This window comes from Halobacillus sp. KGW1, from assembly GCF_001592845.1.
Lineage (GTDB): Bacteria > Bacillota > Bacilli > Bacillales > Halobacillaceae > Halobacillus.
In genome coordinates, this window is record NZ_LSOC01000003.1 from 670,892 (window position 1) to 686,067 (window position 15,176).

Consider the following 15,176-nt stretch of genomic DNA (forward strand, 5'->3'; position numbering starts at 1 on the left):
CTAACTCCTTACTATTATGATCTCAGCTGATTGACAAGCCCCATCATCTGGTCTCCTGTCGAAATCGACTTCGCGTTGAATTGATAAGCACGCTGAGCCATCAGCATATCCGTCATTTGTTTCGAAACGTCTACATTAGACGTTTCCAGCGTCCCACTTTTTAATACCGTTTCTCCCGGCTGGACCGCGGTAACCAGTCCATCCGCAGCAATACCGTCCGGAATACGGAATCGATTGCCGCCGACAGCTTCCAGCATACGTGGTCGGACCGCATCAACGACAGCAAGCCTACCTGCTGTTTCTTCTGCTCCATTACGCCGTACAACAACGGATCCGTCCGCATTCAGTGTAATGGATTGAAAGCCATCTTCCAGGACAATCCGCTCCCCGTCTTCCCCTGCAACTGGATTGCCATTCGTATCCGTCAGCATGACTTCACCGTCATTCAACGGACTTAGATAAAAGTCCCCGGCACGGGTGTACTGTGTTTCTATACCTGCTTCTGTCGGAACTAAAACCTCGAACATGTGCCCTTCCTGAAGAAAAGCCGCATCAAGGGTGCGCCCCGTCTCCTGAAGGCTTCCAAGACTCAAATCAATATTCGTATGTCCGATCCTGGCACCGGAACCGATTCGGATTCCGTCCGGTGTGAGCCGTCCCGTATCCGCAAGATTATCTGACTGATTATCAATCTGCTGATACAAAAGAGAGGAAAAATCAGCACTACGGCTTTTATATCCTGTCGTTTGACTATTGGCCAGGTTGTTACCGATCAAGTCCAGCTTCGTCTGCAGCTGGCCCATCGTTACTGCTGATTGAATCATGGAACGATTGATCATGGCTGTTCCTCCCTTTACCGGACTCTGCCGATTTCTGTTACAGCTTTCTGCATGCTTTCATCATATGCTTTCAACACACGCTGATTCATTTCAAACGAACGATATGTATTCATCATTTCCGTCATCGTGGTCGCAGGATCAACGTTGGACTGTTCCAATTGTCCTTGCACCACATCAAAACGGACGGCTTCATTTCCCCCGGCATCCGCCAGGTCTTCCTCCGAACGGAACAAGTCGCTGCCTTCCTTGACCATGGATGCCGGATCAGCACTGTAGGCAAAGCCTAAAGCCACCTGCTGCCCGTCCAATTGAAGCGTACCATCCGTGTTTACAACAAAATCGATTCCGGACGTATTGATTGGATTCCCGGCTTCATCAAGGACATACCCGCCCTGATTGGTCGTAAGGAACCCTTCTCCATCCACCGTGAAGTTTCCATTTCTCGTATAGCGTTCTTCCCCAGCATCGTTGCTGACACGGAAGAATACCATCCCTCCGTCATCCGGTACGCCTTGCTGAACGAGAGCCAGATCCGTCCCGACACCCGTCTCCCTTACGTCTCCCTGGACGAAGGAAGGGATAGATTCTTGCACATATACACCTGTGTTAAGGGATCCTACTTCTCTGTTGACAGGTATTTTCGTTCCACGTGATGTAGGCAGTGTGCGGCTTCCCATTTGTTCAATCAGAAGCTCAGGGAAAGACCGCATCGTCCCTTGATCCGCTTTGTACCCTGGAGTATAAGCATTGGCCATGTTATTCGATAATGTTTCCTGCATCCGCTGATTCGCCTTCATACCTGAGGCAGCTGTGTAGAATCCTCTCAACAAGGTGATCGCTCCTTCCGAATCTCAAGAAAAATTAAAACTTCGTCGAAATCCGTTTATCGATATTTTCAAGCATAATTCCTGTACCTGTCGCCACACAATCCATCGGTGCTTCTGCAACCAGAACCGGAACTTTCAGCTCCTCTGCAAGCAATTGATCGATTCCGTGAAGAAGTGCTCCTCCACCAGTCATGATCACACCACGATCGATGATATCCGCAGATAATTCCGGCGGCGTACGCTCCAGTACCTGCTTGGCTGCCTGAACAATCGCCTGAACAGATTCGCGCAGTGATTTCTCAATTTCTTCTGAGTTGACCGTAATCGTCCTCGGAAGCCCTGACACCATGTCACGACCGCGGATTTCGATCTCTTCATTTCTTGAACCAGGGAAGACCGTAGCGACACTGATTTTAATATCTTCCGCCGTACGCTCCCCAATTAGAAGTTTGTATTGTTTCTTGATGTATTGAAGTATTTCATGGTCGAACTTGTCTCCGGCCATTTTAATGGAAGACGCCGTTACGATATCTCCCATAGACAGCACAGCTACATCCGTTGTTCCTCCACCGATGTCTACAACCATATTACCGCTCGGTTGGAAAATATCCATACCAGCACCAATCGCAGCCACTTTCGGTTCTTCTTCCAAGTACACTTTCTTCCCGCCGGATTTCTCCGCCGCTTCTTTGATCGCCTTCTGCTCCACTTTCGTAATGTTTGTCGGGCAGCAGATCAGCATGCGCGGCTTAGAGAAGAATCCCTTCACGTTCGTCTTTTGGATAAAGTGCTTAAGCATCGCTTCCGTCACGTCAAAGTCCGCAATGACGCCATCCTTAAGTGGTCGGATCGCTTCGATGTTTCCAGGCGTACGTCCTACCATACGACGGGCTTCTTCGCCCACTTCCAATACTTTTCCTGTATTCCGGTCCATCGCTACGACGGATGGTTCATTCAATACGATTCCTTTACCTTTTACATGAATGAGTACATTCGCTGTACCGAGGTCGATTCCTATATCTCTCGCAAACATGTTCTGTAGATCCTCCCTATTGTATAAGCATAACCGCTCTCCAAACCTAATCCGCTCAAGAGAAACGGATATACGTTGGGACATTGGCGTTTCAGTCATCTCGCTGACTTAGTTTTTCCCAAATGATTCGAGTATATTTTGGCTTTGTACATTACACATCTAATTCTATATTCTATCACAAAATTACGACATTCGTCTCATGGGAAAAGAAAAAAGTTACCAATGTCGAGGATTTTTGACAAAGGGAGGGGACTTATCTATTTAAGCGAGAGGCTGCACCGGATGATCTTCTATGATTTGGGTTTTATATTTGCGCCTCGTAGCTTCTCCGCCGCGCAGATGACGGATTTCTTTATGATAATCAAGGATCTTTTTGACTTCCTTCGCAAGCTCCGGATTCACTTCCGGAAGCCGTTCCGTCAAATCTTTGTGTACCGTACTCTTGGAAACACCGAATTCTTTAGCAATCACTCTCACCGTTTTCTTTGTTTCGATAATGTGCTCCCCGATCTTGATAGTCCTCTCTTTGATGTAATCATGCACTCCACTCGCCTCCTGTGATTGACTATCCAAGGGGGTGGGCTTCATTGGAAAGCGCAGCGATATTAAGTGGGCGTTTAGGTTCATAGGTGTTTATCCTGATGTATCACCCTGGATGTTACCGAGTGCTCGGTTATCCTCATTGTATTAATAAAACCTGCCGGATATGCCACAGGATGCAAGTGTGTTGCTGTTCTTTCGGATTATGCCCATTTTTTCATGGAATAAGCAGCCCTCCTTTTCACCAAAGGAGGGCTGCTTAGAGGCAGCGGATATTCCCACATACGGGGAAGGCGCCGTTTTATATTATATGGGACCTTCTTCCAAAACAAGGAACGATTCGACCAATAAAAAAAAGAGGGCGGATGCCCTCTTTTTATGCTTGTGTAGAAGAGATGGAGGAAGCACTTTCTTCATCCGGTGCCTGCTCTCCTTCTTCGGTTTGAGTTGGATCTTCTTCCACGTCTGCATCTTCCTGGCTTCCATCTTCAGGAGTTTCCGCCTGATCTTGAGATGGCGCCTCTTCAGAAGCATCGTCGGAAGTCTGTTCTTCCGCACCCTCTGCTGGATCATCGGCAGGAGCTTCTTCTGTTCCTTGCGCATCCTCTTCTGCAGGTGCTTCTTCTTTCGCTTCTTCAGCTTCTTGAGCCTTCTCTTTAATTTGAGTCATCGGCTGTCCGAAGAAGCTTTCCGGGTTGATCGGCTGTCCTTCGTTACGAACTTCAAAGTGGACGTGTACACCGCTTGCCTGGCCGAAGGAGTTGCGTCCGGCAGAACCGATAACGTCCCCTTGAGCAACGTCCGATCCCGCTTTCACTTCTACATCCTCAAGACTTGCATAAACCGTTGCGACTTCATCTTCATGACTGATTTCTACAACGTTACCATACAATGGATCTTCTTTCACTTCCGTGACTGTCCCTGATAAGGAAGCCGTTACTTCAAACGTTTCCCCATCTTCCCTAGTGATGTCGACGCCTTCACTTTGATAGTATTTATTGTTGTATAGGACCAGTGCACTTTCCTGTTCTTCTTCAGACGAGTTGTAATCATAGAATTTTGTAACGATGGAAGCTGCTTGTTCGTCCGCTACGGGCATCTTCAGATTCTCTTTGCTGTCCATGACCGGTACTGCTTCTTCTCCGTCTTTCGTCAGGAATTCATCCTGTACGTCGGACTGCGGTGTTTCCGCAACCTGATCTTGTCCATCATTTGATCCTTGATACCAGAACACACCGACGAGCACCAGAGCTGCTACAGACAAGTACAAAGCTGGATACAACCACTTCTTGCGCATCAAGCGTTTAAACTTTAATTTTGTCACGCTTTTCTTACCTTCCTCTTTCATGTTCATCACCTCAAAAACCATTCTGAACAGTTATGAGCCAATATATACATGAACAGGAAAAATTTATGATGAACGAATGAGGAATCCAGGCACACACGCTCAAGAATGCGAATATAAGAGAAAGAGCCGCTCCGAAGAGCCGCTCTTTAGTCAGACGATGGATCCTCCGATGTACCCTCAGCAGAAGCAAGGGCTGCCGTCTGAGTGCTTAATGGGGAAATTTCTGTGTTGTGATAGTAATGCTGAATGATATCTTTATATGTTTTTCCCGATTTGGCCATTCCATTCGCTCCGTATTGGCTCATGCCGACACCGTGCCCATAGCCTTTTGTCGTGAAGATGATGTGATCGTCCTTCTGCTGGATCGTGAAATCACTGGAAGGAAGACCGAGCTTTTCTCTCACTTCTCTTCCTGTAAACACTTGATTGCCGAAATGGACTTCATCCACCCGGTTTCCTTCTGTCTTCGTAATGGACGTTTGACTCAGACCATCCACGGTAACGCCGAGCGTCTGTTGAAGCTCAGATACAGATACAACCTTTTGATCCGTAAACTTCGGTGAATCAGCATCCCATGGGCTCTCTACACTTTGCAGATAGGGGATATCATTCTCCCAGTAATCGCCGGCATTTTCCGTATAGCCGTTACTCGTAGAGAAAAAGGATGCCGTGATGGGCTCATGGTCGTACGTGATGATCTCACCAGCCGTCGCTTCCACAGCTTCGGTGATTTTCGCCATATTTGCATCATAATCATCTTTCCAAAAATTTCTCAACTCATCTTCATCTTTATACACTTGATGATTAACGGTATCTGTGACATCCGCCTGTTCCGATACTTTGCTGCCTTCGACTAAATATCTAGTGATATACGTCCTTGCTGCGAGTGCCTGCGCCTTCAATGCTTCCAATTCGAAGTTAACAGGCATTTCCGAAGCTACCACCCTTGCAACATACGTTTCGATCGGTACCTGCTCCACTTCCTGACTGTTGCTGCGCAGAACCTTGACAGCGAGGGAAGAACTTTCTGCTGAAGCCGATTTGGCAGCTTTTTGTTCCTCAGGGTGCTCCTGAACGGTTTCTGTCTTGTTGGAATTGGTGAAAGGTACGACGATCAAGGTTGGAATGATTAGTATCACGATAAACAAACTCCCTAATGCGAGTAGTCCGACTCCATTGCTTTTCTTCTTCATCCGCATCCTCCTGGTTCCAAAAGTAGATCTCTACTAAAATGTATCCAGAAATGGGAGATGATAGAACCAAAAAAGCTTGCCCGTTTCAAAAATATTGAAACAGACAAGCAATGAGGATGTATATATTATAATGTCGATACAGATTCGCTCGGCTCATGTTCTTCTGCATAATGCTCATCTTCATGGATGCGTTCAATATCCGCACCAATTCCGGCAAGTTTACCTGCAAAATCAACATAACCGCGATCCAAGTGTTTCAGTTCTGTTACGCGCGTGTAGCCATCTGCGACGAGGCCGGCCAGAATAAGTGCCGCACCTGCACGCAGGTCTGTCGCCTGTACTTCTGCACCTTGAAGGGTGGAAGGACCTTCGACGATTACACTGCGTCCTTCGATTTTAAGGTTAGCGTTCATGCGACGGAACTCTTCGACGTGCATGAAACGATTCTCAAAAACGGTCTCTGTAATGACGCTGGTCCCAGGGGCATTCAGCATCAAAGCCATCATTTGTGACTGCATATCTGTCGGGAATCCCGGGTGAGGCATCGTCTTAATATCCGTCGCTTTCAGGATATCAGGACCAATAACACGTAACCCATCGCCCTCTTCTTCGATGATGACACCCATCTCTTCCATCTTGGATACAAGAGAACGTAGATGCTCATGCAGCGCTCCTTTTACAAGGACGTTACCGCCGGTGATAGCCGCAGCCACCATGAAGGTACCCGCTTCAATGCGGTCAGGAATGATGGTGTGTACAGCTCCTGTAAGCTTCTCCACACCTTCGATGCGGATTGTTTCTGTTCCGGCACCGACAATCTTGGCACCCATCTTGTTTAAATAGTTGGCAAGGTCAACAATTTCCGGCTCTTTGGCACAGTTCTCAAGTACGGTTTTCCCTTCCGCCAATGCTGCAGCCATCATCACGTTCTCCGTTGCCCCTACACTCGGAACATCGAAGTAGATTTTGGCGCCCTGCAGGCGTCCGTTTACTTCCGCCTCGACATAACCGTTACCAACGGTTACTTCTGCTCCCATCGCTTCAAACCCTTTCAGGTGTTGATCGATAGGACGGGAACCGATTGCGCAACCACCAGGGAGGGCAACCTTAGCATGGCCATAGCGGGCCAAAAGTGGTCCCAGTACAAGAACAGAAGCGCGCATCTTTCTCACATATTCGATTGGTGCTTCTGTTTCCAACCTGCCAGAAGCATCCACTGTAACTGTATTTCCAACCATATTGACGTCTGCGTTCATATGTCTGATTACTTCGTTAATTGTGTGTACATCGGCTAAAGCAGGTACTTCGTGGAGTACGCTTTTTCCTTCACTTGCAATTATACTTGCTGCGATGACAGGCAGTACGGCATTCTTGGCACCTTCTACTTTGACGGTACCATTCAGCTGCCTCCCACCACGGACGATGATTTTTTCCAAGGTTCATTCTCCTCCGCGTCCATATTCACTATTATTAATATTCAGCAGTAATAATGGGTGTGCCAATAGTGATGTTTGTCTCCCCGCCCAAAGTTCTTGATGCGAATTGAACATTCATCGGTTGATCCCCCGTAGGTATTGACTGACCCCATTCGGTTGTATGGCCGGATCTGCTAGTCCAGCCTTCTTCGTCGACTTCATCTATTGTTGTAACGTTGAAAGCTTCTTTGAATTCTTGATATACTAAAACATCGTTAATAATACCATTATAATTCGCCTTAAGACAAGAGAAAATGGTAGCAGTTTTCGAGAAAAGTCGACTTTTTACTTCCTTCAGTAAAGATGATGATTGCGCTTGTTCTAAAGAGGGTGTTCCCTGTCCTCCGATGGCATAAACCATTTCCACACTGCTCTTCATTTTTTTGGGAACAATCAATATATAAGATTCGACGATATCTGAATGTTTATGTCGGTTTTTCACCGAATATTTTACAGCATTCTTCAAATTTTCCCGCTTCATTTCCCTGTGGTCCGTAAGAGAGAGGATTTCCTTCTGCATCTTCTCGAATGATGAAGCATCGATCGTTTCTTTTATTGTAATTGTCCACTCATTCACTTCTAGCTGCTTATCCTCAGCAAATGACGCAATGTCCATGAGCTCTTCATGGCCTTCTATCATTTCCTGTGGATAAGCACCTGTACCGATGATAAGCAATGCAATAATTCCAGTTAAAACACTCTTCATTTTTATATGCCTCCCCAAGCATCAACTTACTATAAGTTTGACCTTGGCAGGCGGGATTCATACAGGACATTTGCTAACAACATTAGACAAATGAATCCTTAAAACAAATAGACCAGGCTGTTCGACCATTTAATGAAATCAAGAAAGAAATTACTGACCGTCGTGCCGATGGCGATCGTGATTAGGATGACGAGAATCCGTGCTTCGAAAACTTTGTTTCTTCTGAACAACGAATCGAAATTCACTGATTGAAGCACACGCCACGTAATGATGATGAAGATTAAATGGGACGTCATACTGAGAATGGCTTCTTCAGCAAAATACTGTTCCAAAACAAACACTCCTTCTTAAATAATGTCGACTTTCCCATCATACTATCAAACGGTTGCTGTGAATAGGAAAACGAGCGACAAAAGAGGAAATAAAACGATTCATTTCCCGGGGAATAACCGTTTGTTCTGGCGGATTTTACTTTTTAAGCCACAATTAGAAATAAATAGAAACAAAACTCGGACTTTCTACAAAAAAACAAACTGCTCTCATGTGAAAGCAGTCAGAAAGTGTTATCGTAAACATCCAAACGATTGATGGCTCGTTTGAGCGCCATTTCAGCCCGTTGGAAATCGATATCGGCTTGTTTATCTTGGAGTCGGCGTTCCGCACGTTCTTTTGCCATTTGTGCACGATCGGCATCAATATCCGACGGCCTTTCAGCAGATTGTGCAAGGATGGTCACTTTATCCGGACGGACTTCAAGAAATCCTCCGCTTACAGCAATCCGTTCCGACCGCTCTCCGCCCTTCAGGCGCACAGCACTGATCGTCAACGGAGCCACCATAGGAATGTGCCCCGGAAGAATTCCGAGTTCCCCGCTCTCCGCCTTACAACTCACCATTTCAAATGCATCTTCCAACACCGGGCCATCAGGAGTGACGACACTCACCGTCAGTGTACTCATACGTATTCCTCCTCGGCAGTGATCGTGAAGAAGGAAGGAACTCTACCGGAGAGCCCCTCCGCTTTCACGAATCGTTTATTGCATTTGTTTTGATTTCTCAACCACTTCTTCGATGCGACCGACAAGGCGGAAAGCATCTTCCGGAAGATCGTCATATTTACCTTCAAGAATTTCCTTGAAGCCTTGCACTGTTTCCGCAACGGGAACATAAGAACCCGGCTGACCAGTGAACTGTTCGGCAACGTGGAAGTTTTGGGACAGGAAGAACTGAACACGGCGCGCACGTGCAACCGTCATCTTATCTTCATCGGAAAGCTCGTCCATACCGAGAATCGCGATAATGTCCTGCAGTTCTTTGTAACGTTGAAGCGTCCGCTGAACTTCACGCGCCACCTCGTAGTGCTCTTCTCCGACGATATCCGGATCAAGGGCACGGGATGTAGAGGCAAGCGGGTCTACGGCAGGGTAGATCCCTTGCTCAGAAAGCTTACGCTCAAGGTTTGTCGTCGCATCCAAGTGAGCGAACGTTGTCGCTGGAGCAGGGTCCGTGTAGTCATCGGCAGGGACATAAATCGCCTGGATCGACGTAACAGATCCTTTATCCGTGGACGTGATTCGTTCCTGAAGTTGACCCATCTCTGTTGCCAATGTCGGCTGGTAACCTACAGCTGACGGCATACGTCCGAGTAGGGCGGATACTTCCAGACCACCTTGTGTGAAACGGAAGATGTTATCGATGAAGAACAGAACGTCCTGACCTTGCTCATCACGGAAGTATTCCGCCATGGTAAGTCCGGAAAGAGCGACACGCATACGTGCTCCAGGCGGCTCGTTCATCTGACCGAAGACCATCGCCGTCTTCTTAATAACTCCGGAATCCGTCATTTCCCAGTAAAGGTCATTTCCTTCACGAGTACGTTCTCCGACGCCCGCGAATACGGAAATACCACCGTGTTCCTGGGCGATGTTATTGATAAGCTCCTGGATCAATACGGTTTTCCCTACTCCGGCTCCACCAAAGAGTCCGATTTTACCACCTTTAACATAAGGGGCAAGCAGGTCGACGACTTTAATTCCTGTTTCAAGGATTTCTGTCTCTGTCGCCAGGTTTTCAAACGTGGGAGCACTGCGGTGGATAGGGTCGCGGCGGACGTCTTCCCCCAGTGGCTCATCCAGGTCGATATTTTGACCAAGTACATTGAATACACGTCCAAGCGTCACGTCTCCGACAGGTACAGAGATCGGTTTCCCTGTGTCTGTAACGGGTGTGCCGCGCATAACACCTTCGGTAGATGACATCGCTACCGTACGGACGGTATTGTCACCAAGGTGAAGAGCGACTTCCAATGTAAGGTCGACGTTTGTTTCATTTTCAGATTGCGCATCATAGCTGACATGCAATGCGTTATTAAGATCCGGGAGGCTGCCTTCGTCGAATGTAACGTCCACAACCGGTCCCATGATCTGAGTCACGCGTCCTTTACTCATCGATTTCCCTCCTAACTTACTTTGAACAAAAAACGGTTTTCCCTATTCGAGAGCGGCTGCACCGCCGACGATTTCGGTAATCTCCTGGGTAATGGCAGCTTGACGTGCACGGTTGTAAGATAGCGTCAGATCTCCGATTAAATCATCAGCATTATCTGTCGCACTCTTCATTGCCGTCATCCGTGCCGCGTGTTCACTTGCTTTACTGTCAAGCAGGGCACCATATATTAAGCTCTCTGCGTATTGAGGAAGCAGTACTTCGAGAATCTCTTCTTGGTTCGGCTCATACTCATAAGAACTTCGGCTGGCTTTGCCGCTTTGACTCAAATCTGTCAGTGGAAGAATTTTCTTCTCCGTCACTTCCTGAGTGATCGCACTGACATAGTGGTTATAGTAAATATACAGCTGATCAATTCTTTCATCTGTATATAATTGAATTGTATCGGAAGCAATATCCTTGATATCAGCGAATTCAGGCTGATCCGAGATACCGGTGATATCCATATCTACAGGCATGTTCCGCTTTCGGAAGAAGTCACGGCCGATACGTCCCATCGTAATCAGGGTATATTCCTCTGCAGATGTATGGTGATCACGGATCTGGTTGTAAACCTTACGCAGAATGCTGCTGTTAAATGCTCCCGCAAGCCCACGGTCTGATGTAATGACGAGATATCCCGTCTTCTTCACATCCCGTGCCTCCAGCATCGGGTGACTTGCATCACCACCGCCGTTTGCGATACTCGCAACGACATCCTGGATTTTTTCACTATAAGGAACGAATTTTTTGGCATTCTGCTCGGCACGGTTCAGCTTGGAAGCCGACACCATTTCCATTGCCTTCGTAATTTGTTTCGTCTTCTTCGTAGACGTAATCCGACCTTTTATATCTCTAAGGGATGCCACGCTGTTTCACCACCCTTTCCAGCTATCATTCATTTACTCCGAAACGACAAACGTTTTCTTGAACGCTTTGACAGCTTCGCTCATATCGCTGTCTTCACCAAGTTTACCTGTCTCACGGATTTGGGAAAGCAGCTCTTTGCGGTTGTTGTCCAACCACAGGTGGAACTCGGATTCGAAACGAGTGATATCCTGTACTGGAATATCATCAAGGAAACCTTTAGTCAGTGCATAAATGATCATGACCTGTTTTTCAACAGCAAGCGGCTGATGCAGGCCTTGTTTCAGTACTTCTACTGTACGGGCACCACGATTCAGTTTCGCCTGTGTCGATTTATCCAAGTCGGAACCGAACTGAGCGAATGCTTCCAGTTCACGATAAGAAGCCAGATCCAAACGAAGGGTACCTGCAACCTTCTTCATCGCTTTAATTTGTGCGGATCCCCCTACACGTGATACAGAAAGACCTGCGTTGATCGCCGGACGTACACCGGAGAAGAACAAGTCGGACTGAAGGAAGATCTGTCCGTCTGTAATGGAGATAACGTTCGTTGGAATATAGGCAGAGATGTCGCCCGCCTGTGTTTCTACGAATGGAAGAGCAGTCAAAGATCCTCCGCCTTTCGCATCACTAAGCTTCGCGGCACGCTCCAGCAAACGGGAGTGAAGATAGAATACGTCTCCCGGGAATGCTTCACGGCCTGGTGGACGACGAAGCAGCAAGGAAAGTTCACGATAAGCAGCTGCCTGCTTGGACAAGTCATCATAAACGACAAGTACGTGCTTTCCGTTGTACATGAAGTCTTCTCCCATTGCAACGCCGGCATATGGTGCCAGGTAAAGAAGTGGTGCAGGTTGGGAAGCACTTGCAGTTACGACAATCGTGTAATCCAAAGCCCCGTGACGGCGCAATGTTTCCACCGTACCACGGACAGTAGATTCTTTCTGCCCGATCGCTACATAGATACATATCATGTCTTGATCGTGCTGGTTCAAAATCGCATCGATCGCGACAGATGTTTTACCGGTTTGACGGTCACCAATGATCAATTCACGCTGCCCACGTCCAATTGGAACAAGTGCATCGATCGCTTTAATGCCGGTTTGAAGAGGTTCGTGTACGGATTTACGATCCATAACCCCTGGTGCCGGAGATTCGATTGGACGGGATTTCGTCGTTTCAATCGGTCCGAGTCCGTCGACCGGCTGGCCTAGAGGGTTTACGACACGTCCAAGCATTTCCTCTCCTACAGGCACCTGCATGATACGTCCTGTACGACGAACTTCATCGCCTTCTTTAATATCTGTATATGGTCCAAGAATGACAAGACCAACGTTACTTTCTTCCAAGTTCTGTGCCAAGCCCATAACACCATTGGAGAACTCAACCAGCTCACCGGCCATGACGTTATCAAGACCATGAGCACGTGCGATCCCGTCACCGACCTCGATTACGGTCCCCACATCATTGACTTCTATATCTGATTCATAGTTTTCAATCTGCTGCTTAATCAGCGCACTGATTTCTTCAGCTTTGATGCTCATGCCATTTCACCCCTATCATCATTTGTTCGTAGATATCAGCTTACGTTCGATGCGGCGCAGCTTCCCGCTGACCGATCCATCGAAGATCCGATTGCCGATTCTTACACGTAGACCGCCGAGAATGGAAGGGTCTACAATATTTCTAAGGTTCAAAGACTGTTTACCGACTTTTGGTGCGAAGGCCGCTGATACACGCTGCTTCTCTTCTTCAGAGAGCTCGCGCACAGAGTAAACATCCGCATCCGCCGTTCCTTTGGCATCATTCATCATAGTGATGAACTGCCCGATCATCTCCACGATGATATCCTCCCGGTGACGCTCGACGAGGAGCTGAACCGTATTTACGATTTCAACAGAGAAAGACTGGAGCGACTGGCGCACCGCTTCTTTCTTCTGATCGATAGTCACACGTGGATGCTTAAGGAAAGCCAACCATTGGGCATCGCCCTTATATACTTCACGCAATGTCAATAATTCCGTTTCGAACTGCTCTAGTTTAGATCTCTCTTTTCCAAGTTGAAAAAGAGCTTCCGCATAGCGTTTTGCAATGATCATTTCGCTCATCGCTCTTTACCTGCCTCATCGATATATTGATTGATCAATGTATCCTGATCCTTCTCGGAGAGTTCCTTCTCGATCACTTTCGATGCAATCATGACAGACATGGATGCAACTTGATCTTTAAGAGCCTGGACAGCTTTCTCCTTCTCCTGTTCGATTTCCTGTCGAGCCGATTCTTTCATGCGCTCTGCTTCGGCACGGGCCGATTCCAGAATATCTTTTTCCTGTTGGACAGCCGTCTTACGGGCATCCTCAATGATATTCTGTGCATCCTGACGAGTCGCCTTCAGCTCATCAGAAGCTTCCTTCTGCATGCGCTGCGCTTCTTCACGGCTTTTCTCCGCCGTATTGATTTCATTAGCTACGTAATCTTCACGTTCTTTCATCATATTCATCAATGGTCCCCAAGCAAACTTACCCAAAAGAGCAAGCAGCAACAGGAAGAAAATGAGCTGAATGATCATGTCACCAACATGTAGTCCTCCTTCAGCACCGAGGACCAGACTATTTGTGAATCCTTGCACAGTTTTCACTCCTCTCCACACCATCTCGTAACAGTTTTTTGCCTGAGGCACTGCTCATCCCACCTCGATGGCGGTGCCTTACAAGCGAAAAACCCGGCTTCCGCTGTTAAACAGCTTCCGTCGAAGTTTTCTTACCATGACTTGCGGGTATATAGTTTTCGTAAAGTATAAAGGAAAGGCGAAGATCGATGGAGTTGAACTTCGCCATAAGCGTATATACTCGTCCGCTTTATCTACCCATTACGATGAATGCAATAACAACGCCGATGATAGGAATCGCCTCTACTAGTGCGACACCGATGAACATTGTTGTTTGAAGAGCACTGCGCAATTCTGGTTGACGCGCAATCCCTTCTACAGTACGACTTACGATTAGACCGTTACCAATACCAGCACCAAGTGCCGCTAAACCTACTGCGATTGCAGCTGCTAATAGACCCATAATGAAAATCCTCCTTAATATTTTAAAAAAGTTGATTATATTACTTTATATTAATGGTCTTCGCTCACTTTGTGAGACATATAAACCATCGTTAACATAACGAAAATGAACGCCTGGATAAAGCCGATGAATGTACTGAAGCCCATCCATGCAATCATCGGAAGGGTTGCCCCGATAAATCCTCCTATACCACCCGCTGCCATTGTAACGAGCAGGCTTAAAAGGATCTCTCCTGCATAAATGTTACCGTAAAGACGCAGACCGAGTGTCAGCGTATTGGAAAATTCCTCGATGATCTTGAAAGGAAGCAATAGTGGCAAAGGACGAATAAATCCTTTAGCATATTCTCTGCCGCCCCGTAACTTGACACCGTAATAATGAGTCAGCACAACGACCAAGGTTGCAAGCGTCAACGTGATTCCGGGATCCGCCGTCGGTGATTTCCACCAAAGCGTATGCCCTACGACACCATTGGTTACGACCCCGAGCATGTTGGCAACGAAAATGTAGGCGAATAAAGTAAGGCCGAGTGGCAAGAATAGCCTTCCCGTCTTCCAGTCCATGTTTGATCCAATGATTCCTTTAATGAAATCGATCAGCCATTCCATGAAATTCTGGTACCCTTTCGGATATCGCTTCATATTCCTTGTCGCCGCTACGCCGAGGATAAATACAATCAAGGAAGCAACAAACATCATCAATACGTTAGATAAGTTGAAATCCAGCCAAGAGATCCCAAACGCATCCTCTAATATCGGTGATTCGTGATTCAAACTGTTCACCTACCTTCCATC

The 15,176-nt window shown here is 47.2% G+C and carries 17 protein-coding genes; all 17 read right to left on the bottom strand.

Going from position 1 to position 15,176, the window contains the following annotated elements:
• Positions 1 to 14 precede the first annotated feature (14 nt).
• The 17 genes from AXG56_RS12380 to atpB all read right to left on the bottom strand — a co-directional run bounded on the left by AXG56_RS12380 (position 15) and on the right by atpB (position 15,155).
• Positions 15 to 839 (bottom strand): flagellar hook-basal body protein, encoded by an 825-nt coding sequence (locus AXG56_RS12380; protein WP_082794483.1) that lies wholly within the window; start codon positions 837 to 839, stop codon positions 15 to 17.
• 14 nt (positions 840 to 853) lie between these two features.
• Positions 854 to 1,669: a flagellar hook-basal body protein gene (locus AXG56_RS12385; RefSeq protein ID WP_026577876.1), complete on the bottom strand. Its 816-nt coding sequence runs from the start codon at positions 1,667 to 1,669 to the stop codon at positions 854 to 856.
• Between the two features lie 31 nt (positions 1,670 to 1,700).
• Positions 1,701 to 2,699 (bottom strand): rod shape-determining protein, encoded by a 999-nt coding sequence (locus tag AXG56_RS12390; protein WP_008632370.1) that lies wholly within the window; start codon positions 2,697 to 2,699, stop codon positions 1,701 to 1,703.
• A gap of 261 nt (positions 2,700 to 2,960) precedes the next feature.
• On the bottom strand, positions 2,961 to 3,242 hold the full coding sequence (gene spoIIID / locus AXG56_RS12395) for a sporulation transcriptional regulator SpoIIID (RefSeq protein ID WP_008632369.1): 282 nt from the start codon (positions 3,240 to 3,242) through the stop codon (positions 2,961 to 2,963).
• Between the two features lie 373 nt (positions 3,243 to 3,615).
• The gene (locus tag AXG56_RS12400) at positions 3,616 to 4,563 is read right to left on the bottom strand and encodes a M23 family metallopeptidase (protein WP_235601502.1); all 948 of its coding nucleotides are present in this window, start codon (positions 4,561 to 4,563) and stop codon (positions 3,616 to 3,618) included.
• 170 nt (positions 4,564 to 4,733) lie between these two features.
• Positions 4,734 to 5,780 (bottom strand): stage II sporulation protein D, encoded by a 1,047-nt coding sequence (spoIID, locus tag AXG56_RS12405; RefSeq protein WP_062514856.1) that lies wholly within the window; start codon positions 5,778 to 5,780, stop codon positions 4,734 to 4,736.
• Positions 5,781 to 5,905: 125 nt separating this feature from the next.
• Positions 5,906 to 7,216 (bottom strand): UDP-N-acetylglucosamine 1-carboxyvinyltransferase, encoded by a 1,311-nt coding sequence (gene murA / locus AXG56_RS12410; RefSeq protein ID WP_008632366.1) that lies wholly within the window; start codon positions 7,214 to 7,216, stop codon positions 5,906 to 5,908.
• A gap of 34 nt (positions 7,217 to 7,250) precedes the next feature.
• Complete coding sequence (locus tag AXG56_RS12415) at positions 7,251 to 7,961, bottom strand: YwmB family TATA-box binding protein (RefSeq protein WP_008632365.1); 711 nt, start codon at positions 7,959 to 7,961, stop codon at positions 7,251 to 7,253.
• Positions 7,962 to 8,059: 98 nt separating this feature from the next.
• Positions 8,060 to 8,293: a DUF1146 family protein gene (locus AXG56_RS12420; protein WP_008632363.1), complete on the bottom strand. Its 234-nt coding sequence runs from the start codon at positions 8,291 to 8,293 to the stop codon at positions 8,060 to 8,062.
• 221 nt (positions 8,294 to 8,514) lie between these two features.
• Positions 8,515 to 8,919, bottom strand: a complete 405-nt coding sequence (locus AXG56_RS12425; RefSeq protein WP_008632360.1) for a F0F1 ATP synthase subunit epsilon — start codon at positions 8,917 to 8,919, stop codon at positions 8,515 to 8,517.
• 75 nt (positions 8,920 to 8,994) lie between these two features.
• Positions 8,995 to 10,407: a F0F1 ATP synthase subunit beta gene (atpD, locus tag AXG56_RS12430; protein WP_008632359.1), complete on the bottom strand. Its 1,413-nt coding sequence runs from the start codon at positions 10,405 to 10,407 to the stop codon at positions 8,995 to 8,997.
• A 42-nt stretch (positions 10,408 to 10,449) separates the two neighbouring features.
• The gene (locus AXG56_RS12435) at positions 10,450 to 11,313 is read right to left on the bottom strand and encodes a F0F1 ATP synthase subunit gamma (protein WP_008632358.1); all 864 of its coding nucleotides are present in this window, start codon (positions 11,311 to 11,313) and stop codon (positions 10,450 to 10,452) included.
• 33 nt (positions 11,314 to 11,346) lie between these two features.
• Positions 11,347 to 12,855 (bottom strand): F0F1 ATP synthase subunit alpha, encoded by a 1,509-nt coding sequence (atpA, locus tag AXG56_RS12440; RefSeq protein ID WP_008632357.1) that lies wholly within the window; start codon positions 12,853 to 12,855, stop codon positions 11,347 to 11,349.
• Between the two features lie 18 nt (positions 12,856 to 12,873).
• Positions 12,874 to 13,419 (bottom strand): F0F1 ATP synthase subunit delta, encoded by a 546-nt coding sequence (locus AXG56_RS12445; protein ID WP_026577874.1) that lies wholly within the window; start codon positions 13,417 to 13,419, stop codon positions 12,874 to 12,876.
• Positions 13,416 to 13,940: a F0F1 ATP synthase subunit B gene (atpF, locus tag AXG56_RS12450; RefSeq protein ID WP_026577873.1), complete on the bottom strand. Its 525-nt coding sequence runs from the start codon at positions 13,938 to 13,940 to the stop codon at positions 13,416 to 13,418. The genes AXG56_RS12445 and atpF overlap by 4 nt, the downstream gene beginning before the upstream one ends.
• Before the next feature lie 229 nt (positions 13,941 to 14,169).
• On the bottom strand, positions 14,170 to 14,382 hold the full coding sequence (gene atpE / locus AXG56_RS12455) for a F0F1 ATP synthase subunit C (protein WP_008632354.1): 213 nt from the start codon (positions 14,380 to 14,382) through the stop codon (positions 14,170 to 14,172).
• A 50-nt stretch (positions 14,383 to 14,432) separates the two neighbouring features.
• Positions 14,433 to 15,155: a F0F1 ATP synthase subunit A gene (gene atpB / locus AXG56_RS12460; protein ID WP_008632352.1), complete on the bottom strand. Its 723-nt coding sequence runs from the start codon at positions 15,153 to 15,155 to the stop codon at positions 14,433 to 14,435.
• Positions 15,156 to 15,176 lie beyond the last annotated feature (21 nt).